31 protein-coding genes are annotated in these 25,670 nt (G+C 74.0%); 16 read left to right on the top strand and 15 right to left on the bottom strand.

Features of this window, described 5'->3' with window-relative positions; translation table 11 throughout:
* The 5 genes from WA616_RS20305 to WA616_RS20285 form a co-directional block, all read right to left on the bottom strand.
* The gene (locus WA616_RS20305) at positions 1-600 is read right to left on the bottom strand and encodes a PaaI family thioesterase (RefSeq protein WP_336032701.1); all 600 of its coding nucleotides are present in this window, start codon (positions 598-600) and stop codon (positions 1-3) included.
* A complete protein-coding gene (locus tag WA616_RS20300) occupies positions 590-1,102 on the bottom strand; it encodes a winged helix-turn-helix transcriptional regulator (protein ID WP_336032699.1) in 513 nt (170 codons plus the stop codon). Before WA616_RS20300 ends, WA616_RS20305 begins: the two co-directional genes overlap by 11 nt.
* 118 nt (positions 1,103-1,220) lie before the next feature.
* Positions 1,221-1,994 carry a succinate dehydrogenase/fumarate reductase iron-sulfur subunit gene (locus tag WA616_RS20295; RefSeq protein ID WP_073418733.1) on the bottom strand — a complete coding sequence of 258 codons (774 nt, stop codon included), beginning with the start codon at positions 1,992-1,994 and terminating at the stop codon, positions 1,221-1,223.
* Positions 1,995-3,941, bottom strand: a complete 1,947-nt coding sequence (locus WA616_RS20290; RefSeq protein ID WP_336032696.1) for a fumarate reductase/succinate dehydrogenase flavoprotein subunit — start codon at positions 3,939-3,941, stop codon at positions 1,995-1,997.
* Positions 3,942-3,952: 11 nt separating this feature from the next.
* Positions 3,953-4,657, bottom strand: a complete 705-nt coding sequence (locus WA616_RS20285) for a succinate dehydrogenase cytochrome b subunit (RefSeq protein WP_245794274.1) — start codon at positions 4,655-4,657, stop codon at positions 3,953-3,955.
* Between the two features lie 155 nt (positions 4,658-4,812).
* On the opposite strand from WA616_RS20285, the gene WA616_RS20280 reads away from it, so the two are divergent.
* The 3 genes from WA616_RS20280 to WA616_RS20270 are packed head-to-tail and all read left to right on the top strand — an operon-like array spanning position 4,813 to position 6,746.
* On the top strand, positions 4,813-5,424 hold the full coding sequence (locus WA616_RS20280; protein WP_336032695.1) for a sulfite oxidase-like oxidoreductase: 612 nt from the start codon (positions 4,813-4,815) through the stop codon (positions 5,422-5,424).
* Positions 5,417-6,166 (top strand): FAD-binding oxidoreductase, encoded by a 750-nt coding sequence (locus WA616_RS20275; protein WP_336032693.1) that lies wholly within the window; start codon positions 5,417-5,419, stop codon positions 6,164-6,166. The genes WA616_RS20280 and WA616_RS20275 overlap by 8 nt, the downstream gene beginning before the upstream one ends.
* Positions 6,167-6,215: 49 nt before the next feature.
* A complete protein-coding gene (locus tag WA616_RS20270) occupies positions 6,216-6,746 on the top strand; it encodes a GNAT family N-acetyltransferase (protein ID WP_336032692.1) in 531 nt (176 codons plus the stop codon).
* Positions 6,747-6,781: 35 nt separating this feature from the next.
* Here the strand turns inward: WA616_RS20270 and WA616_RS20265 are convergent, their stop codons facing one another.
* On the bottom strand, positions 6,782-7,486 hold the full coding sequence (locus WA616_RS20265; protein WP_336032691.1) for a monooxygenase: 705 nt from the start codon (positions 7,484-7,486) through the stop codon (positions 6,782-6,784).
* Positions 7,487-7,509: 23 nt separating this feature from the next.
* On the opposite strand from WA616_RS20265, the gene WA616_RS20260 reads away from it, so the two are divergent.
* The 3 genes from WA616_RS20260 to WA616_RS20250 are packed head-to-tail and all read left to right on the top strand — an operon-like array spanning position 7,510 to position 10,022.
* Entirely contained in the window at positions 7,510-8,331 is an 822-nt protein-coding gene (locus WA616_RS20260; RefSeq protein ID WP_336032690.1) for a formate/nitrite transporter family protein, read from the top strand.
* 51 nt (positions 8,332-8,382) lie between these two features.
* Complete coding sequence (locus tag WA616_RS20255; RefSeq protein ID WP_336032689.1) at positions 8,383-9,285, top strand: ABC transporter ATP-binding protein; 903 nt, start codon at positions 8,383-8,385, stop codon at positions 9,283-9,285.
* Positions 9,282-10,022 carry an ABC transporter permease gene (locus WA616_RS20250; RefSeq protein ID WP_336032688.1) on the top strand — a complete coding sequence of 247 codons (741 nt, stop codon included), beginning with the start codon at positions 9,282-9,284 and terminating at the stop codon, positions 10,020-10,022. Before WA616_RS20255 ends, WA616_RS20250 begins: the two co-directional genes overlap by 4 nt.
* Positions 10,023-10,027: 5 nt before the next feature.
* Here the strand turns inward: WA616_RS20250 and WA616_RS20245 are convergent, their stop codons facing one another.
* Positions 10,028-11,167, bottom strand: a complete 1,140-nt coding sequence (locus WA616_RS20245; RefSeq protein WP_336032687.1) for a serine hydrolase domain-containing protein — start codon at positions 11,165-11,167, stop codon at positions 10,028-10,030.
* Positions 11,168-11,222: 55 nt separating this feature from the next.
* Between WA616_RS20245 and WA616_RS20240 the strand changes: the two genes are divergently transcribed.
* Positions 11,223-11,579 carry an iron chaperone gene (locus tag WA616_RS20240; RefSeq protein ID WP_336032685.1) on the top strand — a complete coding sequence of 119 codons (357 nt, stop codon included), beginning with the start codon at positions 11,223-11,225 and terminating at the stop codon, positions 11,577-11,579.
* Here WA616_RS20240 and WA616_RS20235 read toward each other — a convergent pair.
* Positions 11,501-12,088 carry a DUF1990 family protein gene (locus WA616_RS20235; protein ID WP_336032684.1) on the bottom strand — a complete coding sequence of 196 codons (588 nt, stop codon included), beginning with the start codon at positions 12,086-12,088 and terminating at the stop codon, positions 11,501-11,503. The genes WA616_RS20240 and WA616_RS20235 overlap by 79 nt on opposite strands.
* A gap of 36 nt (positions 12,089-12,124) precedes the next feature.
* Between WA616_RS20235 and WA616_RS20230 the strand changes: the two genes are divergently transcribed.
* Together WA616_RS20230 and WA616_RS20225 are read left to right on the top strand one after the other, a co-directional pair.
* Entirely contained in the window at positions 12,125-12,979 is an 855-nt protein-coding gene (locus WA616_RS20230) for a HipA family kinase (RefSeq protein WP_336032682.1), read from the top strand.
* Positions 12,976-13,368 (top strand): DUF3037 domain-containing protein, encoded by a 393-nt coding sequence (locus WA616_RS20225; protein WP_073418744.1) that lies wholly within the window; start codon positions 12,976-12,978, stop codon positions 13,366-13,368. The genes WA616_RS20230 and WA616_RS20225 overlap by 4 nt, the downstream gene beginning before the upstream one ends.
* Before the next feature lie 28 nt (positions 13,369-13,396).
* Here WA616_RS20225 and WA616_RS20220 read toward each other — a convergent pair whose 3' ends face one another.
* The 6 genes from WA616_RS20220 to WA616_RS20195 form a co-directional block, all read right to left on the bottom strand.
* On the bottom strand, positions 13,397-13,687 hold the full coding sequence (locus WA616_RS20220) for a 4a-hydroxytetrahydrobiopterin dehydratase (RefSeq protein WP_336032680.1): 291 nt from the start codon (positions 13,685-13,687) through the stop codon (positions 13,397-13,399).
* Between the two features lie 12 nt (positions 13,688-13,699).
* A complete protein-coding gene (locus WA616_RS20215) occupies positions 13,700-14,425 on the bottom strand; it encodes a phosphoadenylyl-sulfate reductase (RefSeq protein ID WP_336032679.1) in 726 nt (241 codons plus the stop codon).
* Positions 14,422-14,589, bottom strand: coding sequence for a hypothetical protein (locus WA616_RS20210; protein ID WP_336032678.1), 168 nt, complete (start codon positions 14,587-14,589; stop codon positions 14,422-14,424). Before WA616_RS20210 ends, WA616_RS20215 begins: the two co-directional genes overlap by 4 nt.
* Positions 14,586-16,277, bottom strand: a complete 1,692-nt coding sequence (locus WA616_RS20205; RefSeq protein ID WP_336032676.1) for a nitrite/sulfite reductase — start codon at positions 16,275-16,277, stop codon at positions 14,586-14,588. Before WA616_RS20205 ends, WA616_RS20210 begins: the two co-directional genes overlap by 4 nt.
* 225 nt (positions 16,278-16,502) lie before the next feature.
* Positions 16,503-17,042 (bottom strand): adenylyl-sulfate kinase, encoded by a 540-nt coding sequence (cysC, locus tag WA616_RS20200; RefSeq protein WP_336032675.1) that lies wholly within the window; start codon positions 17,040-17,042, stop codon positions 16,503-16,505.
* A gap of 32 nt (positions 17,043-17,074) precedes the next feature.
* The gene (locus WA616_RS20195; RefSeq protein WP_073418750.1) at positions 17,075-17,545 is read right to left on the bottom strand and encodes an RrF2 family transcriptional regulator; all 471 of its coding nucleotides are present in this window, start codon (positions 17,543-17,545) and stop codon (positions 17,075-17,077) included.
* 60 nt (positions 17,546-17,605) lie between these two features.
* Here WA616_RS20195 and WA616_RS20190 point away from each other — a divergent pair, with 60 nt between their 5' ends.
* Positions 17,606-18,382 (top strand): (deoxy)nucleoside triphosphate pyrophosphohydrolase, encoded by a 777-nt coding sequence (locus WA616_RS20190; RefSeq protein ID WP_073418751.1) that lies wholly within the window; start codon positions 17,606-17,608, stop codon positions 18,380-18,382.
* A gap of 60 nt (positions 18,383-18,442) precedes the next feature.
* On the opposite strand, the gene WA616_RS20185 is transcribed toward WA616_RS20190, so the two are convergent.
* On the bottom strand, positions 18,443-18,613 hold the full coding sequence (locus WA616_RS20185; protein ID WP_073418752.1) for a CsbD family protein: 171 nt from the start codon (positions 18,611-18,613) through the stop codon (positions 18,443-18,445).
* 352 nt (positions 18,614-18,965) lie between these two features.
* Between WA616_RS20185 and WA616_RS20180 the strand changes: the two genes are divergently transcribed.
* The 6 genes from WA616_RS20180 to mshB all read left to right on the top strand — a co-directional run.
* Positions 18,966-20,624, top strand: coding sequence for a peptide ABC transporter substrate-binding protein (locus tag WA616_RS20180; protein WP_336032673.1), 1,659 nt, complete (start codon positions 18,966-18,968; stop codon positions 20,622-20,624).
* 145 nt (positions 20,625-20,769) lie between these two features.
* On the top strand, positions 20,770-21,693 hold the full coding sequence (locus WA616_RS20175) for an ABC transporter permease (RefSeq protein WP_073418754.1): 924 nt from the start codon (positions 20,770-20,772) through the stop codon (positions 21,691-21,693).
* Positions 21,686-22,657 (top strand): ABC transporter permease, encoded by a 972-nt coding sequence (locus WA616_RS20170; protein WP_073418755.1) that lies wholly within the window; start codon positions 21,686-21,688, stop codon positions 22,655-22,657. Before WA616_RS20175 ends, WA616_RS20170 begins: the two co-directional genes overlap by 8 nt.
* Positions 22,654-23,715 (top strand): ABC transporter ATP-binding protein, encoded by a 1,062-nt coding sequence (locus tag WA616_RS20165; protein ID WP_336032671.1) that lies wholly within the window; start codon positions 22,654-22,656, stop codon positions 23,713-23,715. The genes WA616_RS20170 and WA616_RS20165 overlap by 4 nt, the downstream gene beginning before the upstream one ends.
* On the top strand, positions 23,699-24,850 hold the full coding sequence (locus WA616_RS20160) for an ABC transporter ATP-binding protein (protein ID WP_336032669.1): 1,152 nt from the start codon (positions 23,699-23,701) through the stop codon (positions 24,848-24,850). Before WA616_RS20165 ends, WA616_RS20160 begins: the two co-directional genes overlap by 17 nt.
* Positions 24,851-24,998: 148 nt before the next feature.
* Positions 24,999-25,670, top strand: a 672-nt coding sequence (mshB, locus tag WA616_RS20155; RefSeq protein WP_336032668.1) for an N-acetyl-1-D-myo-inositol-2-amino-2-deoxy-alpha-D-glucopyranoside deacetylase, incomplete at its 3' end; no start/stop codon positions are given.

Raw genomic sequence — 25,670 nt, 5'->3', positions numbered from 1 at the left:
TCAGGCCGGCAGCGGGAAGACCAGCAGCGAGCTCGACGCCGTCGCGACCAGCTTGCCGGCGGCGTCGAAGACCTGACCCTCGGCGAAGGACACCCGGCGGCCGGGCTTGACCACGGTGCCGACGGCGGTCAGCGGGCCGCTCGCGCGGGTCACCGCCCGCAGGTAGGTCACCTTCAGCTCGATGGACGTGTAGCCGACGCCGGCCGGCAGCGTCGTGTGCACCGCGCACCCGGCCACGGAGTCCAGCAGGGTGCACACCAGCCCGCCGTGCACGGCGCCGATCGGGTTGTAGACCGACTCGTCGACGGTGCAGGAGAACTGGACGCGGCCCTCCTCGACGGCGGTCATGTCCATCTGCACCAGCTGCGCGATGGGCGGGGGCGGCAGCAGGCCGTCGCGCACCGCCTGCAGCGCCTCCAGCCCGGTGCGCTCGCGGCCGCCGGCCGCGGTGACCATCGGGTCCCACCAGGTGACCGTGCGGGAGCGGGGGTCGCCCCAGGAGGCGGGCGCGTCGGGCGCGGTGTCGGCCAGGGTGTCGGCCACCGTGTCGGCCGGCGGACCGTCGGCCGGCGGGGCGTCGGGGGCGGCGTCAGTGCTCACGGGTCTCCTCGTCCTCGGCGGGCAGCCCGGACAGCGCCCGTCCCGCGGGGGTCAGCACCCGCTCCACCCGGGACCGGCTGACCGCCTCGCCGCAGGTGCGGCAGACCCACTCGCCGTCGACGACGTGGTCCTCGTGACCGGCCGGCGCGTGGTGCAGGTGCACCGGCGCCTCCTCGGCCGCCCACCGGTTGCCCCACTGCAGCAGCGCCTGAAGCACCGGCAGCAGGTCCCGGCCCGACGCCGTCAGGTGGTAGCCCGAGCGGGGCGGGGAGTCGCTGTACTGCCGCCGCTCCAGCACGCCCGCCGCCACCAGCGCGTTGAGCCGCGCGGTCAGCCGGTCGCGCGGGGCGCCGGTGCCGCGGGCGATGTCGCTGAAGCGGTGGTTGCCCATCGACACCTCCCGGACGACGAGCAGGGACCACCGCTCGCCGACCAGCTCCAGCGCGGCGGCGATCGTGCACGGGCGGCCCGGGAGGGCGGCCAGGTCGTAGGGGACGCTCACCGGGGTGAGTTTGCCAGTCCAACCGAGGCGGCGCCACCGCCCGGGCGGCCCGGGAACGGCGACGGGCGGGGACCCGCGCGGGGTCCCCGCCCGTCGGCGGGAGGTGCTGGGTCCTTCGTCAGCTCTTGGGACGCGCGCCGGCGCGCAGGGCGCCGAGCAGGTCGTGGTTGAGCCGGGAGATGTTCTCCATGGAGATGCCCTTCGGGCAACTGACGGAGCACTCACCGATGTTGGTGCAGCCGCCGAAGCCCTCGAGGTCCTGCTGGTGGATCATGTTGACCACGCGGTCGTTGCGCTCGGGCTGGCCCTGCGGCATGAGGCCGAGGTGCACGACCTTCGACGACGTGAACAGCATCGACGAGGCGTTCGGGCAGGCCGCCACGCAGGCGCCGCAGCCGATGCAGGTGGCGGCGTCGAACGCGGCGTCGGAGTCCTTCTTGGCCACCAGGATCGAGTGCGCCTCGGGGGCGGTGCCGGTCGGGGCGCTGATGTAGCCGCCCGACTGGATGATCCGGTCGAGGGCCGACCGGTCGACGGCGAGGTCCTTGATGACCGGGAACGCCGTCGCCCGCCACGGCTCGACGTCGATCGTGTCGCCGTCCTTGAACGACCGCATGTGCAGCTGGCAGGTGGTCGTCTGCGGGTGGCTGTCGAACAGGCCGTTGCCGTGGGCGCGGCCGTTGATCATGACGCCGCACGACCCGCAGATGCCCTCGCGGCAGTCGTGGTCGAAGGAGACCGGGTCCTCACCGTCGAGGATGAGCTGCTCGTTGAGGACGTCGAGCATCTCGAGGAACGACATGTCGGGGGAGACGTCGGTGACCTCGTAGGTCACCATCTTGCCCTTCTCCGCGGCGCTCCGCTGGCGCCAGACACGCAGCTTGAGGTTCATCTACTTGTAGCTCCGCTGGGCGAGGTGGACGTACTCGAACTCGAGGTCCTCCTTGTGGAGGACCGGCGGGACGCCCTCGGGCGTCCACTCCCAGGCCGCGACGTACGCGTAGTTCTCGTCGTCGCGCAGGGCCTCCCCGTCGGGGGTCTGGCTCTCGGCCCGGAAGTGACCACCGCAGCTCTCGTTGCGGTGCAGTGCGTCGACGCACATGAGCTCGGCGAGCTCGATGAAGTCGGCGACGCGGCCGGCGTGCTCCAGGCTCTGGTTGAAGCGCCCGGCCTCGCCGGGCACCTTCACGTTGGTCCAGAACTCCTGCCGGATCTCGGGGATCCGGTCGAGCGCCTTGCGCAGGCTCTCCTCCGACCGCTCCATGCCGCACAGGTCGAACATCAGGCGGCCGAGCTCGCGGTGGAAGGAGGCGGTGGTGCGGTTGCCGTTGATCGACAGCAGCTTCTCGGTCTGCGCGCGGACGCCCTCGAGCGCCTCGAGCGCGGCCGGGTGCTGCGGGTCGACCTTCTCGAACGGGCCGGAGGCCAGGTAGTCGTTGATCGTGTTCGGCAGCACGAAGTAGCCGTCGGCCAGGCCCTGCATGAGGGCGCTGGCGCCGAGCCGGTTGGCGCCGTGGTCGGAGAAGTTGGCCTCGCCGATCACGAACAGGCCGGGGATGTTGGACTGCAGGTCGTAGTCGACCCACAGACCGCCCATCGTGTAGTGCACGGCCGGGTAGATCCGCATGGGGACCTCGTAGGGGTCCTCACCCGTGATCTGGGCGTACATGTCGAAGAGGTTGCCGTACTTGGCCTCGATGGCCGGCCGGCCCAGCCGCTCCATCGCCTCGGCGAAGTCGAGGTACACGCCCAGGCCGTTGGGGCCGACGCCGCGGCCCTCGTCGCAGACGTTCTTCGCCTGCCGCGACGCGATGTCGCGGGGGACCAGGTTGCCGAACGAGGGGTAGATCCGCTCGAGGTAGTAGTCGCGCTCGGCCTCGGGGATCTGCCGCGGGTCGCGGGTGTCGCCGCGCTCCTTGGGCACCCACACGCGGCCGTCGTTGCGCAGCGACTCGCTCATCAGCGTGAGCTTCGACTGGTACTCGCCGTGCACCGGGATGCAGGTCGGGTGGATCTGCGTGTAGCAGGGGTTGGCGAACAGCGCGCCCCGCTTGTGCGCCCGCCAGATCGCCGTGGCGTTGGAGCCCTTGGCGTTCGTCGACAGGTAGAAGACGTTGCTGTAGCCACCGGTGGCGAGCACGACGGCGTCGGCGAAGTGGGTGGTGATCTCGCCGCTGATGAGGTCGCGCGCCACGATGCCGCGGGCCCGGCCGTCGACGACGATCAGGTCGAGCATCTCCGTGCGCGGGAACTGCTCCACCGTGCCGGCCGCCATCTGCCGCTCGAGGGCCTGGTAGGCGCCGTAGAGCAGCTGCTGGCCCGTCTGGCCGCGGGCGTAGAACGTCCGCGACACCTGGGTGCCGCCGAAGGAGCGGTTGTCCAGCAGGCCGCCGTACTCGCGGGCGAAGGGCACGCCCTGGGCGACGCACTGGTCGATGATGTTGACGCTGACCTCGGCCAGCCGGTGCACGTTGTTCTCGCGGGCGCGGAAGTCGCCGCCCTTGACGGTGTCGTAGAACAGCCGGTGCACCGAGTCGCCGTCGTTGCGGTAGTTCTTCGCGGCGTTGATGCCGCCCTGCGCGGCGACGCTGTGGGCGCGGCGCGGGCTGTCCTGGTACCAGAACGACTTGACCTTGTAGCCGGCCTCGCCGAGCGTGGCGGCGGCCGAGCCGCCGGCCAGGCCGGTGCCGACGACGATGACGGTCAGCTTGCGGCGGTTGGCCGGGTTGACCAGCTTCGCCCGGAAGCGGCGCTCGCTCCAGCGCTCGCCGATCGGGACGTCGCGGGGGGCCTTGGTGTCGGCGACGGGCTCGCCGAGCGTGAAGAGGTCGAGGGCCATGACGAGTGCTCCTACTCGATGATGCCGACGAGGACGCTGAGCGGCGGGATCAGGAAGCCCGCGGTCAGCACCACGGCGAACACCGTGGCGAAGGCGTTGACGGTGCGCTCGCGCGTCTTGTTGCTCTGGCCGAGCGTCTGCGTGGCGCTCCAGACGCCGTGGCGCAGGTGGAAGCCCAGGGCGAGCAGGGCGACGACGTAGACCGCGGTGACGAACGGGTTGGAGAAGCCCGCGATCGCCCGGTCGTACGGGGTCGCGTCGTGGCCGGCGGGGTTCGCGACGCCGAACGTGAGGTCGAGCAGGTGGTAGACGATGAACAGCGCCAGGATCACGCCGCCCCAGCGCATGGTGCGCGAGGCGTAGCTCTGGGCGACCGCCTTGCGGGCGACGTACTGGGTCGGGCGGGCCCGCTTGGCCTGCCGCCACAGCGACACCGCGGCCCAGGCGTGCGCGACCACGGCCACGAGCAGGACGACGCGGATGATCCACAGCACCGTCTGGCCCGGCACGGCCGGCTCGCCGATCCGGCGGATCCACTCCGAGTAGCCGTTGAAGGTCTCCGCGCCCGCGAAGAGCTTCAGGTTCCCGACCATGTGCGCGATCAGGTACAGGACCAGGATGATCCCGCTGACCGCCATCACGGCCTTCTTCGCGACCGAGCTGGTCTTCGCGACCTTCGGGGTCCGCCGCTGGCCCGAGTTCGTCACCGTCACCACGGCATCAAAGTTAGGCTCCGTTACCCCTTTACGGCCATGTGAACACGCAGTGACTCACCTCATGTAAGGGGAACCTCAGCCCAGGTCAGGACGTTGGTGTCCGCCCGCCGGGCATGGCAGCGTGTCCGCAGGACCATCCGGACGGAGGAGGACGCGTGGCAGGACCGACCCGGGGCTTCCTCGGCCGCAGCAGGCGGGAGCGCGACCCGCGGCTGCCCCCCGGCCAGTACGACGTGGGGAAGGACTGGCCCGTGCTCACCGCGGAGCCGACCCCGCGCATCGCCCCCGAGACCTGGAGCATCGCCGTCGACGGCCGGGTGGAGAACCCGACGAGCTGGACGTGGGACGACGTGCACCGGCTGCCGCCCTCGGACTACCGCGGCGACATCCACTGCGTGACGACCTGGTCGAAGTTCGACACCCACTTCGCGGGCGTCAGCGTCGACACCCTGCTCGAGGCCGCCCGGCCGACCGCCGACGCGCACTTCGTCATGGCGACGTCGAAGACCGGCTACACCACCAACCTGCCGCTCGAGGACGTCACCGGCGGCAAGGCGTGGATCGTCTGGGAGTTCGACGGGAAGCCGCTGCCGGTCGAGCACGGAGGGCCGGTGCGGCTGCTCGTGCCGCACCTCTACTTCTGGAAGAGCGCCAAGTGGGTCACCCGGCTGACCCTCCTGCAGCGCGACCAGCAGGGCTTCTGGGAGCAGAACGGCTACCACGACCGGGGCGACCCGTGGCGCGAGCAGCGCTACCAGGGTGACTGAGCCGGCCGCCGCGCCGGCCGGGCCCGGCCGGCGCCGGCTCCGAGCGCCGGCCGGCGGCTGGCGGACCGCGACGGTGCGCGAGGTGGCCCGGCCCACCCCGCGCACCGTCCGGCTGCGGATGGAGGTGCCCGACCGGGTCGACCACCTGGCCGGGCAGCACTACGTCGTCCGGCTCACCGCCGAGGACGGCTACCGCGCCCAGCGCTCGTACTCGCTGGCCTCCTCACCCGGTGACCCGCTCGTCGAGCTGCTGGTCGAGCGGCTCGACGACGGCGAGGTGTCCGGCTACCTGGCCGACGTCGTCGAGCCCGGCGACACCCTCGAGGTGCGCGGCCCGATCGGCGGCTGGTTCGTGTGGGAGGGCGACGAGCCGGCGCTGCTCGTCGGCGGCGGCACGGGCGTGGTGCCGTTCGTGTCGATGCTGCGCACCGCGCGGGAGCTCGGCCGCACCGACCTGCTGCGCGTCGCCGTCTCCACCCGCACGCTCGCCGAGCTGCCCTACGCCGACGAGCTGCGGCAGGCCGGCGCGCTGGTGGTCACCACGCGGGAGGCCTCCGGCATCCGCCCCGCCGGCCGGCTCACCGCGGCCGACCTCGTGCCCCTGTGGGAGCCCGGCCAGACGGCCTTCGTGTGCGGCTCGACGTCGTTCGCCGAGGCGGCCAGCCAGCTCCTCGTGGGCATGGGGGTGCCGGCCCCCGACATCCGGGTGGAGCGCTTCGGTCCCAGCGGCACGTCCGGCTGACCGGCCCCCGCGCGGTCCGTGACCTGCGTCGCGGACGATGATCTGGGGCATGCGCGCAGCCCCGCCGTCGACCGAGGTCACCGCCGTCGAGGCGGTCGACCCGCAGCTGCGCGAGGAGCTGCTCGCCTGCTGGACCGACGTCAGCAACGCCGGCGGGGCGGTCGGCTTCGTGCCGCCGGTGACCCGCGACGACGTCGCGCCGGTCCTCGACGCGCTGGTCGCCCGGGCGGCCGCCGGCCGGGAGCGGGTCGTCGTCCTGCGGGCCGACGGCGAGCTGGCCGGCTGGGCGGTGCTCTCGCTGTCGGTCAGCCCGCTGCGCCGGCACTGGGCCACGGTGCTGCGCGTGCAGGTGCACCCGTCCCGGCAGGGGCAGGGGCTCGGCCGGGCGCTGATGACCGGCGTGCACGCCGCCGCCCGCGACTGCGGCCTGGAGATGCTGCACCTGACCGTGCGCGGCGGCTACGGCCTCGAGGGGTTCTATGCGGGGCTCGGCTACCAGGAGTTCGGGCGGATGCCCGGCGCGATCCGGCTCGCCCCCGGCGACGACCGCGAGGAGGTCCACCTCTTCGTGCGGCTGTGACCCGCCAGTGACCCGGCCGTGACCCCGCCGGTGGCTCAGCCGGCCGCCGGGTCCACCCCGTCGACCGTGCCGCGCGAGGACAGCACCGCCAGCCGGGCGAACAGCTCCTCGGCGTACCAGCCCTCCCGGGCGGTGCGCTCGACCACGGCGGCGTGCTCGGGGCGGTCGTAGGCGAAGGCGTTCAGGGCCGCCGAGGAGTCCCAGACGCTGAACGTGCCCTGCAGCCCCAGCGGCGCCTCGCCGATCCCGACGGCCATCCGCAGGCCGGGCGCCCGGTGCAGGTCGGCCGACACCGGCGGCACCGCCGACCAGAACCCGGCCGCGCGGCGCAGCACGAGCCGGGCGCGGGTCACCGCCGCCACCGGCCCGTCCCAGCGCCGCGGGCGCGGGCTGCCGAACGGCTCGCGTCCCGACCAGCGGCCCCGCGCGGCGAGCGGGCGCAGCCGCGCCGCCCACTCCTCGTCGGCGATCCGCCGCCAGGACGCCGCCACCGGGCCGTCGTCGAGCGCGTCGGCGGCGGCCTCGTCGTCCCACACGGCGAGCAGGCCCCACCGGCGCGGGTCGGCGTCGCGGACGGTGAAGGTCCGCCCGTCGCCGGTGCCCAGCAGCTTGGCGAAGCGCAGGCCGGGCGCGCGGGCCAGCGCCGGGCGCACCGACGCCATCCGCAGCGCCGCCCGCGGCACCGCCCGTCCGGGGACGCCCCACAGGTGCAGCGTCACGATCGGATCGGGTGAGGGCACGACGCCGAGGGTAGGTGCGCGTGGTGACCGACCAGCGCCGCGTCCAGCTCGGCGACACCGACGCCCCCGCCGAGGACGAGCTGGTCGAGGCCTTCGACCGGGTGGTCGGCCAGGGCGCGCAGCGGCTGCACCGCACCTGGCGCGAGGTGCTCACCACGGGTCTGGCCGGCGGCCTGGAGGTGTCGGTCGGCGTCCTCGCGCTCGTGGCGGTCTACGCCGAGACGGGCAGCCACCTGCTCGCCGGCCTCGCCTTCTCCGTCGGGTTCGTCGCGCTCCTGCTCGCCCGCAGCGAGCTGTTCACCGAGGGCTTCCTGCTGCCGGTCACCGCGGTGGTCGCCGGGCGGGCGAGCTGGGGCCAGCTGGCGCGCCTGTGGTCGGGGACGCTCGCGGGCAACCTGGTCGGCGGCTGGGCGTTCATGTGGGTGGTGGCGCACGCGTTCCCCGAGCTGGGCCCGACGCTGGTCGAGTCGGCCCGCCACTTCGTCGAGTCACCGCTGGACCTGCGCGCGGTGTGCCTGGCCTTCCTCGGCGGCGTCGTCATCACGCTGATGACCCGGATGCAGAACGGCACCTCGGCCGACGGCGCGAAGATCGTCGCCGCGGTGGCGGGCGCCTTCGTCCTCGCCGGGCTGCAGCTGTTCCACTCCGTCCTGGACACGCTGCTCGTGTTCGGCGCGATCCACACCGGCACCGCCCCGTTCGGCTACGGCGAGTGGCTCGCCTGGTTCTGGTACGTCACGTTGCTCAACATGGCCGGCGGGCTGCTCGTGGTCACGCTGCTGCGGCTGGTGCGCAGCAAGGAGCTGCTGCAGCGGGAGCGCGCCGCGGCCGACGCCGGGGACTGACACCGGCGGCGCCTCCGCCGGCCGGCCGGCAGCGGTCGCCACACTGTCGGCGTGATCGAGGTCGAGGGGCTGACCAAGCGCTACCGGACGCGGGTCGCCGTCGACGACGTCTCCTTCACCGTGCGGCCGGGCCGGGTGACCGGCTTCCTCGGCCCCAACGGCTCGGGCAAGACGACGACGATGCGCTGCGTCCTCGGGCTCACCCGCCCCACCGCCGGGACGGCGACCGTGCTGGGCGTGCCCTACCGCGAGCTCGACGTGCCGATGCGCCGGGTGGGCGCCCTGGTCGACCCGCGCGCCCGCCACCCGGGCCGCTCCGCGTACGCGCACCTGCTCGCGCTGGCGCAGAGCAACGGGCTGCCCGCCGCCCGGGTGGACGCCGTCGTCGACCTCGTGGGGCTCGGGGCGGTGGCGCACGAGCGGGTCGGCGGGTTCTCCCTCGGCATGGGGCAGCGGCTGGGCATCGCCGCCGCGCTGCTCGGCGACCCCGACGTGCTGCTGCTCGACGAGCCGGTCAACGGCCTGGACCCCGAGGGCATCCGCTGGGTGCGCGAGCTGCTGCGCGACCTGGCCGACGAGGGCCGCACGGTGCTGGTGTCGAGCCACCTGATGAGCGAGATGGAGGACACCGCCGACCACCTCGTCGTGCTCGGCCGCGGCCGGCTGCTGGCCGACGTCGCGATGGCCGACCTGCTCGGCCGCGGCGCGTCGGTGCGGGTGCGCAGCCCGCAGGGCCCGCTGCTCGCCGCGGCGCTGCGCCGGGCCGGCGCAGCGGTGTCGCTGGAGGTCGACGGCGCGCTGCGGGTGGAGGGGCTGGGCGCGGCGGCCGTCGGCGACGTCGCCTTCGCCGCGGCCGTGCCGGTGCACGAGCTGACCACGGTGGTCGCCTCGCTGGAGGCCGCCTACCTCGCACTGACCGGGGCGGACGTCGAGTACCGGGCGGGTGTGGCGTGAGGGTCCCGCTGACGGCGGTGCTGCGCAGCGAGTGGACCAAGCTGCGCACGCTGCGCTCCACCTGGTGGTGCACCGCGGTGTACGTGCTGGTCGTCGGCTCGTTCGCGTGGCTGGCCGCGGCGACCACCCGCAGCGCGCCGACCGCGGACTCCGCCGTCGGCGTGGTGCTCACCGGCTTCGCGTTCGGGCAAGTGGTGCTCGTCGTCCTCGGCGTGCTGGCGGTGACGTCGGAGTTCGGCGGGATGGCGCTGTCGTCGCTGGTCGCGGTGCCCCGCCGCACCCGGCTGCTGGCCGCCAAGACCGCCGTCGTCGCGGCCTGGGCGGCGGCGGTCACCGTGCTGCTGGTGGCCGGCTGCGTGCTGGCCGCCCGCACGCTCGTCGCGGTGCCCGGGGGCGTGTCGCCGGGCGACCCGGAGGTGCTGCGCGCGGCGGGGCTGCAGGTGGCCGGCGCCGTGCTGGTCACGGTGCTCGCCGCCGGGCTCGGCGAGGTGCTGCGCTCGACGGCGGGGGCGCTCGGGCTGGGCATCGCGCTGGTGTTCGTGGGCCCGCCCGCGCTCGCCATCGCCGGCGGGCGGACGGCGGAGCTGCTGTCGCAGGCGCTGCCGTCGCTGCGGGTGGGTGAGGACTCCTTCCTGGCGGTGCCGACCACCTGGCCGGTGGGGCTGGCGGTGGCCGGGGCGTGGGCGGCGGGCGCCTGGGCGGCCGGCGCGGTGCTGCTGGAGCGCCGCGACGTCTGAGCCGCTCAGCGCGGACCGAAGGCGGCCGCGCGGAACGCCTCGAACACCGCCGGCGGCGCGGGCGAGGCCCACATCTGGTTGGTCAGCAGCACCGCCGTCGTGCCGGTGACCGGGTCGCTCCACCACGAGCTGCCGAGGCCGCCGTCCCAGCCGAACGAGCCGGCGTGCCGGCCACCGGGCTCGTCCTCGCGCCGCACGCCGAGGCCCAGCCCCCAGCCGCCGCCCTCGTCGTCGACCGGGCCCGCCTGCTCGGTGAGCATCGCCCGCACCGTGCCGGGGCGGAGCACCGGTGCGCCGCCGGCGAGCAGCACGCCCGCGAGGGCGGCGAGGTCGTCGACGGTGGAGACCAGTCCGGCGCCGCCGTCGGGGAAGGCGGGCGGGCGGCTCCACTGGCCGTCGGCGGGGTCGTACACCTGCCGCGTGCCGGCGTCGTCCGGCGGCGTCCAGTGCGGGCCGAACCGGTCGCGGGCGCCGTCCGGGACGGAGAAGCCGGTGGAGGTCATGCCGAGCGGCTCCAGGACGCGCTCGGCCAGCAGGGCGGGCAGCGGCCGGCCGGCGGCGCGGGCGGCCAGGACGCCGAGCACCTGCGCGCCCACGTGGTAGAGCCAGTGCTGGCCCGGCTGGTGCGCGAGCGGCACGGAGGCCACCCGGCGCAGCCACTCGTCGGGCGGGGGGAGGGTCTGCGGCGCCGGCGGGCCGGCGGGCAGCCCCGCGGCCTCCAGCGCGGCGACCGTCGGCGTCGGCCAGGGCGCGGTGAAGTCGAGACCGAGACCGAGGCGGGACGTGAGGACGTCGCGGACGGTGACCGGCCGGCGGGCGGGGACGGTGCCCGCGGCGGCGTCCGCGGGGTCGGCCAGCACGCGGCGGCCGGCCAGCTCCGGCAGCAGCCGGTCGACCGGCTCGTCGAGGTCGAGCGAGCCGTCGTCGACCAGCGTCAGCGCGGCCACGGCCACCACCGGCTTGGTGGTCGAGGCGATCCGGAAGACGGCGTCCGGCGTCAGGCGGTCGTCCTCGCCGGGCGTGTGCGTGCCCGCGGCGCCCCGCGCCACCTCACCGCCGCGCGACACCCACCAGGCGGCGCCCGGCACCTCGCCCGCGGCCACCGCGCCGGCCACCACCCGCTCCACGTCCCCGGCCGGTCCCATGCAGGGGTGACCGGGGGAGTGCCGCGGACTCATCGGTTGCGGCACGATCCGCGGCGTGACCGGCCCCGCCACCGTCGAGGAGTACCTGGCCGCCCTGCCGCCCGACGCCCGGGAGGTGCTGGAGCAGGTGCGCGCCGCCGTGCTGCGCGGGATGCCGGGCGCCACGGAGACCATCCGCTACGGCATGCCCGCCGCGATGCTCGGCTCCCGCTACGGCCTGCACTACGCCGCGTGGAAGCGGCACGCCGCCCTGTACCCCGTCCCCGTCCTGGACGGCGAGCTCGAGGCCGAGGTGGCGCCGCTGCGCTCCGGGAAGGACGCCGTCCACCTGCGCTACGGGCGGCCGGTGCCCGGCGACCTGGTGGAGCGCGTCGCGTCGGCGGTGGCCGCCCGCCGCAGCGACGACAGGTAGCGCCGCGTCGCCAGCCCCTGCACGAACCGGGCGACCGGCGGCACCGCCCGCGCCGCCGGCGTGGCCAGCCGGGAGAACACCCGCAGGGCGACGACGACCTCGCCGGCCGGCGTCAGCGTCACGGTGAAGCACTCCTCGCCGGCCTCGGGGTGACCGGGCAGCGTGCCGTAGGCGAAGCCCCGCTCGTCGCCGGTCGTCGACGCCCACACCACGCGGCACGGGATGTCGTAGCCCAGCCGCGGCAGCCCCGCCGTCAGCACGACGACGGTGCCCACCTCGCCCGGCGAGCCGGTGGCGCGCACCCGCAGGCCGACGCTGCGCTGCGGCGTCCAGTCGAGGATGGCGGCGGCGACCCGCTCGAGGGTCTCCCGGCCCGAGCCGACGACCTCCCGCCACTCGCCGTGCTGGTAGCCGGCCGGCATCCGCTCCGCGCGGGTGCCGCCGACCTCGGCGTAGGTGAACGGCGCGTCGCGCAGGCCCTCGGGCGACGCGGCCCGGAACAGGCCCATGTCCCCAGTGTGGACCGGCGTAGGTTGTCCGGCACTGTGCTGCCCGCCGTCACCGCCACCCGCTACGTCACCCCGCTGCGCGAGGGTGGCTCGCTGCCGGGGCTCATGGAGGCCGACGACCTCGGCACCTACGTCGTGAAGTGGCGCGCCGCGGGCCAGGGCGTGCGGGTGCTGGTGGCCGAGGTGGTGTGCGGCGAGCTCGCCCGCGCGCTGGCGCTGCCGGTGCCCGCGCTGGTCACCGTCGACGTCGCCCCGGAGCTCGCGGTGGGCGAGCCCGACCCCGAGGTGCAGGAGCTGCTGCAGCGCTCGGCCGGGCTCAACCTGGGCCTGGACTACCTGCCCGGCGCGCTGGACTTCGAGGCCGGCGTGGACGGGGTCGACGCCGAGCTGGCCGGGCGGGTGCTGTGGTTCGACGCCCTCGTCGGCAACGTCGACCGCTCCTGGCGCAACCCGAACATGCTCTCCTGGCACGGCCGGTTGCAGCTCATCGACCACGGCGCCGCGCTCACCTTCCACCACCACTGGCCCGGTGCGCAGGCCGCCGTCGCCCGGCCCTACGACGCCTCCCAGCACGCGCTCGTCGAGTGCGGGCCCGACGTGCGGGCCGCCGACGCCGCCCTCGCCGGCCGGGTGACCCGGCCGCTGCTGGAGTCGGTGCTCGCCCGCGTCCCCGACGGCTGGCTGGAGGGCCCCTCGCCGGAGGAGACACCGGGCGAGGTCCGCGAGCGCTACGTCGCCCAGCTCCTGGCCCGGCTCGGCGCCCGCGACGCCTGGCTGCCCGGCCTGGTCACCGCGGCCGCCGCGGGCGGCGGCCGCCGCCGGGCGCCGCGCGGGGAGAACCGGCCCGCCTGGCTCGGCCCGCCACCCCCGCCCGGGGTGAGCCAGCGGTGAGCCGGGAGACCTTCGAGTACGCGGTGCTGCGCGTGGTGCCGCGGGTGGAGCGCGGCGAGGCGCTCAACGCGGGCGTCCTCGTCTACTGCCGGCAGCGCGACTACCTCGGCAGCCGCGTGCACCTCGACGTCGACCGGCTGCGGGCGCTGGACCCGACCGCCGACCCGCGCGCGATCGGCCGGGCGCTGCAGGCCGCGGCCGACGTCTGCTCGGCCGACCCCGCCGCCGGGGCCGCCGGCCGGGAGGCGCTGGGCTCGCGGTTCCGGTGGCTCACCGCGCCGCGCAGCACCGTCGTCCAGCCCGGCCCGGTGCACACCGGCCTGACCGCGGACCCCGATGCCGAGGCCGACCGCCTGCTGCGGCTGCTCGTGCTCCCCGTCGAGGGCTAGGGCAGTCGAGGGCCGGGGCAGTCCAGGGTCAGGGCAGCAGCGCGTCGATGCGGCGCGCGAGCTCCAGGTCCAGCGCGCTCACGCCCTGCTCGGAGTGGCTGACCAGCGTCAGGTGCAGCGTCCGGAAGCGCAGGTCGACGTCGGGGTGGTGGTCCATCTCCTCGGCGACGTCGGCGATGGCGACGATCGCGGCCACCGCCGCGGGGAAGGACGCGAGCTGCACCGTCCGGTGCAGGCCGCCGGTGTCCCCGCTCCACAGCGGGAGGGAACGCAGCCCGGCCGCGACGTCGTCGGGGGACAGGCGGGGCGGCCGGGGCACGTCGGGATGCTCCTACAGGTGCAGGCCGCACTCGGTCTTGCCGCGCCCGGCCCAGCGCCCGGCACGCGGGTCCTCGCCGGGGGCGACCGGCCGGGTGCAGGGCGCGCAGCCGATCGAGGCGTAGCCGATCTCCTGCAGCGGGTTCACCGGCACCTGGTGCTCGGCGATGTAGGCGTCGACGTCGTCCTGCGTCCAGGCCGCCAGCGGGTTGACCTTCACCATGCCGCGCTTGGCGTCCCAGTCGACGACGCGGGTGCCGGCGCGGGTGGCGGCCTCGTCGCGGCGCACGCCCGAGCCCCAGGCCGTGTACCCGGCCAGTGCCTGCGCGAGCGGCTGCACCTTGCGCAGCGCGCAGCACAGGTCGGGGTCGCGGTCGTGCAGCGCCGCGCCGTGCTCGGCGTCCTGTTCGGCGACCGTCAGCGGCGGCGTGACGTTGACCAGGGTGATCGGCAGGACGCTGCTGATCCAGTCGCGCGTGCCGATCGTCTCGGCGAAGTGGTAGCCGGTGTCGAGGAAGACGACGTTCACGCCGGGCACCGCGCGGGAGGCGAGGTGGGCCAGCAGCCCGTCGGCCATCGAGGAGGTGACGGCGAAGCTCTCGCCGAAGGTCTCCCCGGCCCAGCGCAGCACGGCGAGCGCCTGCTCGACCGGGTCGGCGATGCCCTCGAAGCGGGCGTCGGCCTCGGCCGCGAGCTGCGGCGTCGCCGCGACCGGCCGGGTCTCCTCCACGGCTGTCACTCCGTCACCCCCGTCGCGATCAGGCGGACCGAGAAGGCCCGCAGGCAGGCGCCGCAGCGCCAACCCTCCTCGTGCGGCGTGAGCTCCTCGTCGCCGCAGTACGGGCAGTGGAACACCGGCAGTTGCCGGGTCCTTCCCGGGGCGGACGGCTCGCCCTCGCTCACAGGAGCCAGGCCTCCTCGGCCCGGGAGACGTAGTGCGCGAAGGACTCGCCCGGGGTGCGGCGCTCCTGGAAGCCCCGCAGCACGCGCTCGCAGTAGTCGGCGGTCTCGGCCTTGGTCACCTTGTGGCCGCGGAACTTGCGGCCGAAGGTCGCCTCGACGCCGAGGTGGCCACCCAGGTGCACCTGGAAGCCCTCGACCATCTCGCCGTTCGCGTCGCGGACCATCGAGCCCTTGAACCCGATGTCGGCGGTCTGGAAGCGGGCGCAGCTGTTCGGGCAGCCGTTGACGTTGATCCCGATCGGGGTGTCGAAGTCCGGCAGCCGCTTCTCGAGCTCCGCGTAGAGGTCCTGCGCGTGCTGCTTGGTCTCCACGATCGCGAGCTTGCAGAACTCCAGGCCCGTGCAGGCCATGGTGCCGCGGCGGAAGGCGCTCGGCCGCACCTGCAGGTCGTGCTCGGCGAGCGCGGCGACCAGGTCCTCGACCCGCTCGTCGGGCACGTCGAGGATGACCATCTTCTGCTGGGTCGTCGTCCGGATGCGCCCCTGGCCGTACTCGTCGGCCAGGCCCGCGATGGTGGTCAGCAGCGAGCCGCTGATGCGGCCGGTGCGCAGCGCGAAGCCGACGGCGTTGAGGCCGTCCTTCTGCCGGCTGACGCCGACGTGGTCGCGCTGGTCGTGCTCCGCCGGGGCCGGCGCGGGGCCGTCGGGCAGCGCCTCGTGCAGGTACTCGTCCTGCAGCACCTGCCGGAAGCGCTCCGGCCCCCAGTCGGCCATGAGGAACTTGATGCGGGCGCGGTTGCGCTGCCGCCGGTAGCCGTAGTCGCGGAAGACCGCGGTGCAGGCGGCCCACACGTCGGTGACCTGGTCGGGGCGCACGAAGACGCCGACCCGCTGGGCGAACATCGGGTTGGTCGACAGGCCGCCGCCGACCCACAGGTCGTAGCCGGCCTCGCCGGCCTCGTTGCGCACGCCGACGAAGGCGACGTCGTCGATCTCGGGCTCGGTGCAGTGGTCGACGCAGCCGGACATCGACGTCTTCCACTTGCGCGGCAGGTTGCTGAACTCGGGGGAGCCCACGTACTTCTCGACGGTCGCCGCGATGACGTCGGTGGCGTCGAGGACCTCGTCCTCGAGGATGCCGGCCAGCGGGCAGCCGAGCATGACGCGCGGGACGTCGCCGCAGGCCTCCATGGTGGACAGCCCGACCGACTCCAGGCGCCGCCAGATCTCGGGCACGTCCTCGATGCGGATCCAGTGGTACTGCACGTTCTGCCGGTCGGTGACGTCGGCGACGTCGCGGCCGAACTCCGTGCTGATGCCGCCCAGGACGCGCAGCGCGTCGCTGGTGAGCTGCCCGCCGTCGATGCGGGCCCGCATCATGAAGTAGGAGTCCTCGAGCTCCTCGGGCTCCAGCACGGCGGTCTTGCCGCCGGGGATGCCCTGGGCGCGCTGGGTGTAGAGGCCCATCCAGCGCATGCGGCCGCGCAGGTCACCGGGGTCGATGCCGTCGAAGCCGGTCTTCGAGTAGATGTCGAGGATCCGCTGACGGACCTCGAGCCCGTCGGAGTCCTTCTTCATCCGCTCGTTGGGGTTCAGCGGCTCCCGGTAGCCGAGCGCCCACTGGCCCTGGCCGCGCTGCGGGGTGTCGCGACGCGGGGGCCGGTTGCTCGGACGCGGAGGAGCGGACACGGTGCACTTCTCTCTGCGCCGTCCGCGCCGGTTCGCACCCGCACGGAGGGCGCTGCCAGGTCGGGTCGCGGCGACGGCCGCGGGGGAGGACTGGTGGTCAGCGCGCAGCGCGACAGGCGGCGCTGCTGACCAGGGCGAGGTCGATGTGCAGGCGCGCGACGAGCAGGCTGCCGCGATCCGTCACGCACTCCATGGTCGCACACCGGCGACCGGGGGCGGCCGGGCTCAGGCCGGTGCGTCCATGGCGGCGCGGATCCGGGCCACCGACTCCTCGAGCGGCGTGACCGACGTGTCGATGACGAGCTCGGCGCGCGCCGGCGGCTCGTAGGGGTCGTCGATGCCGGTGAACCCGGCGATCTCCCCGGCCCGCGCGCGGGCGTACAGGCCCTTGACGTCGCGGGCCTCGCACACCTCCAGCGGCGTGGCCAGGTGCACCAGGACGAAGCGGCCGTGCCGCTCGACGAGGGCCCGGGCCTCCTCGCGCGCCTGCTCGTAGGGCGCGATCGCCGCGACGACGACGGTGCCGCCGTGCCGCACCACCTCGCCGGCGACGAAGCCGATCCGGCGGATGTTGAGGTCGCGGTGCTCCCGCGAGAAGGACAGCTCGCTCGACAGGTGCGTGCGGACGACGTCGCCGTCCAGGACGGTGACCGCCCGCCCGTCGGCCTCCAGCCCGGCGACGAGGGCGTCGGCGATCGTGGACTTGCCCGCCCCCGAGAGGCCGGTGAGGAAGACGGTGACGCCACCGTGCTGCGTGCTGCTCACGGGGCGAGTCTCGCCGAGCGGCGCCGCGCCGCTCAGGCGGGGTCGTCGCCGAAGGACCGCCAGGCGCTCTCGACGGCGGCGAGCTCCGCCACGTGCCCGGGCAGCTTCCCGGCGACGACGTCGGCGAGGGTGACCTCCTCGAGCACCCGCCGGTACGCCGCGCGGGCGGCCACCCAGACGCTGGCGAGCTCCTCGGCGACGCCGGGGTAGCTGACGTCCTCGGGGCGCTGGCCGTGCACCTCGGCGAGGAAGCCCTGCTCGACCCGCATGACGCGGGCGATCGAGATCTCCGTGGGCGGCAGGGCCAGCCGGTAGCCGCCCTCGCGGCCCCGCTGGCTGGTGACCAGCCGGGCGTGCTGCAGGTCGCCGAGGATGCCCTGCAGGAACCGCGAGGGGATGCCCTGTGACCTCGCGATCCGGTCGCACGTGAGCGCGTCCGGGGCCACGGCGGCCAGCTCGAGGGCCGCGCGGACCGCGTAGTCGACCCGGGCGGTGATGCGCACGGCGTTCCTCTCCGACGGTGCCTGGACGGCCCATCCTGCCCCGTCTGCGAGGGTGACGGGGTGTACCGGCTGCGCTTCACCACGGTCGTGGCCGCGCCGCTGACCGTCGCCTTCGACGTCGCCCGGGCCCTCGGGCGCCCCTGGCCCTTCCCGCTGGAGGAGGTCGAGTCGGTCCGCCCGGTGTCCGACCGGTACGCAGGAGGACCGGACTCCGGCCGGCGCCGGGTCACCCACGCGCGCACCTTCACGGCCACCGGCGCGGGCACCGTCGTCGAGGAGGAGGTCTCCTGGGAGACGGGCCTGCCGGGGCCGCTCGGGGGGCTGGTGGACCGGGCGGTCCTGCGCCGGCGGGTGCTGCGCGCGATGCGCCGGCACCTCGACGGCTACGCGGCGCTGGCGGCGGTGCGGGCGCTCGACGTCGTCCAGGTGGTGGGCGCGGCGATCGTCCGCGGCGACGGGGCCGGCGGGAGCGAGGTGCTCGTCGCCCAGCGCGGCTCGGGGGCGCTGGCAGGCCTGTGGGAGTTCCCCGGCGGCAAGGTCGAGCCGGGGGAGGGGCACGAGGCCGCGCTCGTCCGGGAGTGCGCGGAGGAGCTCGGGGTCGCCGTCGTCCCGCAGGCGTTCGTGGGGGAGGTACCGCTCGACGGCGCGGTCGCGGGCGGCGCGCCGGGCGCCTCCACCCTGCGGGTGTGGTGGGCGCGCCTGGCCGGGGGCGAGCCGGTCGCGCACGAGCACCGCGAGCTGCGGTGGGTGCGGGCCGCCGACCTCGAGGCGCTGGACTGGATCGCGGCCGACCGCCCGCTGCTGCCCGCGGTCCGGGCGCTGCTCGCCCGGCTGTAGACGCACGACGGGCGCCGTCCCGAGGGGGACGGCGCCCGGGGTGAGGGCCGGGTCAGCGGCTCACTTGAAGACGTCCTTGACCTTCTCGCCGGCCTGCTTGAGGTTGCCGGCGGCCTTGTCGTTGGCACCCTCGGCCTGCAGGTCGCGGTCCCCGGTGGCCTCGCCGACGCGCTCCTTGCCCTCGCCCGACAGCTCCTGGGCCTTGTTCTTCAGCTTGTCGATCCCGCTCACGGTGAGCTCCTCTCCTCGGGTGACCTCCGGTTACCCGCTGGTACAGGGCTGACACCCCCGACGCCCGTTCGGCGGAAGTCCTCCGGGATGAGCGCCGAGGGGCCGCAACACGTGTCGTGACGGGGGCGGCGTACCGTGCCGTTTGCATCGCGCGCCGTCAGGTCGTGAGCATCAGTCACAACTTGGTGACGGCCGTGGACGCTCCTCGCCGGGGGTGCCTAGGGTCGCTCGCGGCGTCCCGGGACCGTTCCCGGGTGTTCACCAGATGGACGCCACGCCCGGCCCTCCGTGCCCGGGCGCGCATGGACCAGTCCGTTCCCCCCGCATGCGCGGGACGAGGGAGGCATCGCACGTGAAGTTGAGCAAGCGCCGTTCGGCGCTCGTCGCGGCCGGTCTGTCCGGTGCGCTGCTGCTGTCCGCCTGTGGCGGCAGCGACGACAGCGGCTCGGGCAGTGGCAGCGGTGGCGGCGAGGGTGGCGGCACCTTCAGCGTCTACATCGGCGAGCCGGAGAACCCGCTCGTGCCGGGCAACACCACGGAGTCCGAGGGCGACCAGGTCGTCAACTCGCTGTGGACCGGCCTGGTCAAGTACGCCGAGGACGGCTCGGTCGAGTACAGCGGCGTGGCGGAGTCCATCGAGTCCGAGGACAACACCACCTGGACCGTCACGCTCAAGGACGGCTGGACCTTCCACGACGGCAGCCCGGTGAACGCCGACTCCTTCGTCGACGCGTGGAACTACACCGCCTACAGCCCCAACGCCCAGGGCGCCGCCTCCTACCTGTCGCGGATCGCCGGCTACGCCGACCTGCAGGCCCCGGTCGACGCCGAGGGCAACGCGACCGGTGAGCCGGCCGCGACCGAGATGAGCGGCCTGGCCGTCGTCGACGACCTGACCTTCACGGTCACGCTCTCCTCGCCGTTCTCCAACTTCCCGGCGGTCGTGGGCTACAACTCCTTCTACCCGCTGCCGACGGCCTTCTTCGACGACCCCGAGGGCTTCGGCACCCGCCCGATCGGCAACGGCCCGTTCCAGGCCTCCGAGGACTACGTCCCCGGCCAGGGCATCAGCCTGACCCGCTACGAGGACTACGCCGGCGACGACGCCGCGCAGGCCGACGGTGTCGACTACGTCGTCTACGCCGACGTCAACACCGCCTACACCGACGTGCAGGCCGGCAACCTCGACATCGTCGACGTCATCCCGCCCGACGTCATCGAGTCGGCCGAAGCGGAGTTCGGCGACCGGTTCATCGCGACCGAGTCCTCGCAGATCACCTACCTGAGCTTCCCGACCTACGACCAGCGGTTCTCCGACCCGCGGGTCCGCCAGGCGTTCTCCATGGCGGTCGACCGGGACGCCATCTCCGAGGCGATCTTCCAGGGCACCCGCGTGGCCGCGGACTCCTTCATCCCGCCGGTCGTCGACGGCTACCGCGAGGGCAGCTGCACCTACTGCACCCTCGACCCCGACGAGGCCAACCGCCTCCTCGACGAGGCCGGCTTCGACCGCAGCCAGCCCGTCGACCTGTGGTTCAACGCCGGCGCCGGCCACGACGCGTGGATGGAGGCCGTGGGCAACCAGCTGCGCGAGAACATCGGCGTCGAGTACGTCCTCCAGGGCAACCTCGACTTCGCCGAGTACCTGCCGCTGCTCGAGTCGCGCGGTGTCGCGGGCCCGTTCCGGTACGGCTGGAGCTTCGACTACCCGGCGGCGGACAGCTACATCACCCCGCTGTTCACGACGTCGTCGCTCGCGCCGGCCGGTTCGAACTACTCGTTCTACACCGACCCGCAGGTCGACCAGCTGGTCGTCGAGGGTGACCAGGCGGAGACCCCCGAGGCCGGCCTCGAGAGCTACCAGGCGGCCGAGGACATCATCAACGAGGCCATGCCGATGGCCCCGATGTTCTTCACCGAGATCCAGTCGGTGACCTCCGAGAACGTCTCCGACGTCCGCCTGGACCTGTTCCAGCGGATCGTCACCTCCGAGGTCACGGTCAACAGCTGACCCGACCCCGCAGGACCCGCACCACCCGCCGGGGGCGCCCGTCCGACCAGGACGGTCGCCCCCGGCGGCGCGTGTGCGGGGGCCTGCGGCACGATGGACACCGGCGGCGTCGTACAACGGCGCCGCACACACCCCGAGGGGGACCATGGGCCGCTACGTAGCGCGCCGCCTGCTGCTCACCATCCCGGTCCTGCTGGGCGCGTCTTTCCTGATCTTCGCGATGGTGTACGCCCTGCCGGGCGACCCGATCCGCGCACTGGGCGGCGACCGGCCGCTCTCTCCCGCCGTCATCGCCGAGCTGCGCGAGCGGTTCAACCTGAACGACCCCCTGTACATCCAGTACTGGGAGTACATGAAGAACCTGTTCCAGGGGGACCTGGGCACCGACTTCCGCGGCCGCCCGGTGATCGAGACGATCGAGCGGGCCCTGCCGGTCACGGTCAAGCTGGCGATCACCGCCGTCGTCTTCGAGATCCTCATCGGCCTGGTCGCCGGCGTGCTCGCCGGCATCCGGCGCAACAGCTTCTTCGACAACGTCGTGCTGGTCTCGACGACGCTGATCGTCTCGATCCCGATCCTGGTGCTGGCCTTCTTCGCCCAGCTGCTGTTCGGCCTCAAGCTCGGCTGGTTCCCGATCGCGGGGACCAACGACGGCCTCTACAGCTACCTGCTGCCCGGCCTCGTCCTCGCCTCGGGATCGCTGGCCTACGTCGCCCGCCTGACCCGCACGAGCCTGGCGGAGAACCTGCGCGCCGACTACGTGCGCACGGCCCGGGCCAAGGGCCTGCCCACCCGCACCGTGATCGTCCGGCACACCCTGCGCAACAGCCTGATCCCGGTCGTGACGTTCATCGGGGCCGACATCGGCGCCCTGCTCGGCGGGGCCATCGTCACCGAGACGGTGTTCAACCTCCCCGGGATCGGCCGGGAGGTGTTCAACGCGATCCGCTCCCAGGAGGGCGCGGTCGTCGTCGGCATCGTCACCCTGATGGTGTTCTTCTTCATCTTCTTCAACCTGGTCGTGGACGTGCTCTACGCCGTCCTCGACCCGAGGATCCGCTATGACTGACCAGCAGCAGCTCGACCTGCGCAAGGACGAGGTCGAGGCCGGCACCACCACCGGCCTCGCCAGCCCGTCGGTCGACGTCACCAAGGAGCGGCAGAACAGCCTCTGGAGCGACGCCTGGGGCGAGCTCCGCCGCAACCCGCTGTTCTGGATCGGCGCCGTCCTCGGCGTGTTCTTCCTGCTGATGGCGCTGGTCCCGCAGGTGTTCGCCCGCGGCGCCGACCCGCGCTCGTGCGACCTGTCGAACTCGCGCGGCCGCCCCTCGGCGCAGCACTGGTTCGGCTTCGACACCCAGGGCTGCGACTACCTGGCCAACGTCGTCTACGGCGCCCGCAACTCGCTGATCATCGGCGTCATCGCCGTGCTGGTCATCCTGCTGCTCGGCGTCCTCGTCGGGGCGATCGCCGGCTACTACGGCGGGTTCACCGACGGCATCCTGGCCCGGATCGCCGACATCTTCTACGCGCTGCCGCTCATCCTCGGCGCGCTGGTGCTGCTCCGCGTCGGCCCCTCGACCGGCATCCCGATCATCAACTCCCGCGGCCCGGGCGCGGTGGCCATCGCGCTGGCACTGTTCGGCTGGATGACGGCGATGCGCCTGGTCCGCTCGCAGGTCATCGCGGTCAAGAGCTCCGACTACGTCGCCGCCGCCCGCGCGATGGGCGCCTCGGGCCGCCGCATCCTGGTGCGCCACATCCTGCCCAACGCCGTCGCCCCGGTGCTGGTCTACGCGACCATCACCATCGGCGTGATCATCGCCGCGGAGGCGACGCTGACCTACCTCGGCGTCGGCCTGCAGCGCCCCGCGATCTCGTGGGGCCTGCAGATCGAGGCAGGGCAGGACTCCATCCGCACCGCGCCGCACCTGGTGCTCTTCCCCAGCCTGATCCTGACCCTGACGGTGATGGCGTTCGTGATGATGGGTGACGCCCTGCGCGACGCCCTCGACCCGAGGCAGCGCGCATGACCAACCTCGACCTGTCCAAGCCCACCAGCGAGCTCGCCCCGTCCGGCACCCCGCTGCTCGAGGTCGACGACCTGCACGTGGAGTTCCGCACCCGCGGCGGCGTGGTCAACGCCGTCAACGGCGTGAGCTACAGCCTGGCGGCGGGGGAGACCCTGGCGATCCTCGGCGAGTCCGGCTCCGGCAAGTCGGTCTCGGCGCAGGCGATCATGGGGATCCTCGAGACCCCGCCCGCGGTGATCAACGGCGGCGGCATCTGGTTCCAGGGCAAGAACATGCTGGAGATGTCCGCCGAGGACCAGCGCAAGATCCGCGGCCCGGGCATCTCGATGATCTTCCAGGACGCGCTGTCCTCGCTGAACCCCGTGTACAGCGTCGGCTTCCAGATCGGCGAGATGTTCCGCGCGCACCGCGGGCTGTCGAAGAAGGAGGCGCGCAAGCGGGCCGTCGAGCTCATGGACCGCGTGCGCATCCCCGCCGCGGCCCGCCGGGTCGACGACTACCCGCACCAGTTCTCCGGCGGCATGCGCCAGCGCGTCATGATCGCCATGGCGATCGCCCTCGACCCGCGGATCCTCATCGCCGACGAGCCCACGACCGCCCTCGACGTCACCGTCCAGGCCCAGGTCATGGACCTGCTCAAGGACCTGCAGGGGGAGACGGGGATGGGGCTGATCCTCATCACCCACGACCTCGGCGTCGTCAACGAGGTCGCCGACAACGTGGCGGTCATGTACGCCGGCGAGATCGTCGAGCGGGGCACCGTCGACGACGTCTTCAGCAAGCCGTCCCACCCCTACACCGAGGGGCTCATGGGCTCCGTGCCGCAGGTGGAGGCCAAGGGCGGGCGGCTGCGGCCGATCGCCGGCCAGCCGCCGAACCTGGCGCGCATCCCCAGCGGCTGCCCGTTCCACCCGCGCTGCGCCCGCCGCCGTCTCGGCGCGGACGCCGCGCCCGGCCGCGAGTGCGCGACCGACGTCCCGCCGCTGCGGCTGGTCGTCCCGGGTCGCGAGGCCGCGTGCCACTACAGCGAGGAGGTGCTCGGTGTCCCAGCCGAGTGAGCACGGTGCCACCGCGGCGTCGTCCCTGTCGAAGTCGTCCCTGTCGACGTCGTCCCCGACCACCGGGGCCGCGCCCGGCGCGCCGACGCTGGCCAAGCCGGCGCCGAGCGGGCTGCGCGGGTCCCTCGGGGAGCCCCTGCTCGAGATCCGCGGGTTGCAGAAGCACTTCCCGCTGACGCAGGGCATCGTCTTCAAGCGCACGATCGGGCACGTCCGCGCCGTCGACGGCGTCGACCTGACCCTGCGCCGCGGCGAGACCGTGGGCCTGGTCGGGGAGTCCGGGTGCGGCAAGTCGACGGTGTCGAAGCTGATCGTCGCCCTGGAGCGCCCGACCGGCGGGTCGATCCTCTACAAGGGCAAGGACGTCGCCCGCATGGGCGGCCGCGCGCTCAAGGAGTACCGGCGCGAGGTCCAGATCATCTTCCAGGACCCGTACGCGTCGCTGAACCCGCGGATGACCGTCGGTGACATCGTCGCCGAGGGCTGGGCCGTGCACGACGACGTCGCCCCGAAGAAGGGCCGGCTCAAGCGCACGCAGGAGCTGCTCGACCGCGTCGGCCTCAACCCCGACTACGTCAACCGCTACCCGCACCAGTTCTCCGGCGGCCAGCGGCAGCGCATCGGCATCGCCCGGGCGCTCGCGCTGCAGCCGGAGGTCATCGTCTGCGACGAGCCGGTGTCGGCGCTCGACGTGTCGGTGCAGGCGCAGGTGGTCAACCTGCTCGAGGACCTGCAGGACGAGTTCGGCCTGTCCTACCTGTTCATCGCCCACGACCTGTCGGTGGTGCGCCACATCTCCGACCGCGTCGCGGTGATGTACCTCGGCAGCATCGTCGAGGAGGGCACCGACGCCGAGGTGTACGGCTCGCCGTCGCACCCCTACACGCAGGCGCTGCTGTCCTCCGTGCCGCTGCACGAGCCGCACCTGCGCGGCCAGAAGGACCGGATCCTGCTGCAGGGCGACGTCCCCAGCCCGGCCGACCCGCCCTCGGGCTGCCGCTTCCGCACCCGCTGCTGGAAGGCCCAGGACATCTGCGCCCAGGAGCCCCCGGCGCTGGTCGACCGCGGCCAGGGCCACCCGTCGGCCTGCCACTTCGCCGAGGCCCGGATGGTCGTCCCCGTCGACGCGGAGTGATCCGTCGTCCTGCCGGACGACACCGCGGTCCCGTGCCGTACCCGGCCTGAGCTGAGCCCGCCGCCGCACCCGGCGGGGACCCTCCGGGCCCGCCACCGGTCACGACACCCCGGTGGCGGGCTCGGGAGGTAGGCGACAATGACCTCTCGTGACCGCTGACCGACGCCTGCTGCTCGTCCACGCCCACCCCGACGACGAGACGATCAACAACGGCGCCACGATGGCCCGCTACGCGGCCGAGGGTGCCCAGGTCACGCTGCTCACCTGCACGCTCGGCGAGGAGGGCGAGGTCCTCGTCCCCGCGCTTGAGCTGCTGGCCCCCGAGCACGCCGACCAGCTCGGCGGCTACCGGATCGCCGAGCTCCGCGCCGCGATGGACGCCCTCGGCGTTCCGGACTGGCGCTTCCTCGGCGGCCCCGGGCGCTACCGCGACTCCGGGATGATGGGCACGCCGGCCAACGAGAAGCCGCGCGCCTTCTGGCGGGCCGACCTCGACGAGGCGGTCGCCCACGCGGTCGCCGTCGTCCGCGAGGTCCGGCCGCAGGTCGTCGTGACCTACGACGAGCGGGGCGGCTACGGCCACCCCGACCACATCCAGGCCCACCGCGTCGCCATGGCCGCCGTCGAGCGCGCCGCCGACCCCGCCTACCGCCCCGACCTGGGCGGGGCCTGGGACGTCGCCAAGGTCTACTGGTGCTGCACCCCGCGGTCGGTGCTGCGCGAGGGCGCCGAGGCGATGGCCGCGCTGGGGGAGGCCGCGCCGTTCGAGCGGCTCGGCGAGATCGACGACATCCCGTTCGCCGTCCCCGACGAGCTGGTC

Source organism: Geodermatophilus sp. FMUSA9-8, from assembly GCF_037034165.1.
In the GTDB taxonomy this organism is placed as follows: domain Bacteria; phylum Actinomycetota; class Actinomycetes; order Mycobacteriales; family Geodermatophilaceae; genus Geodermatophilus; species Geodermatophilus nigrescens.
Note: the sequence above shows the minus strand (reverse complement) of the source record. Positions and strands in the feature narration are given on the sequence as shown.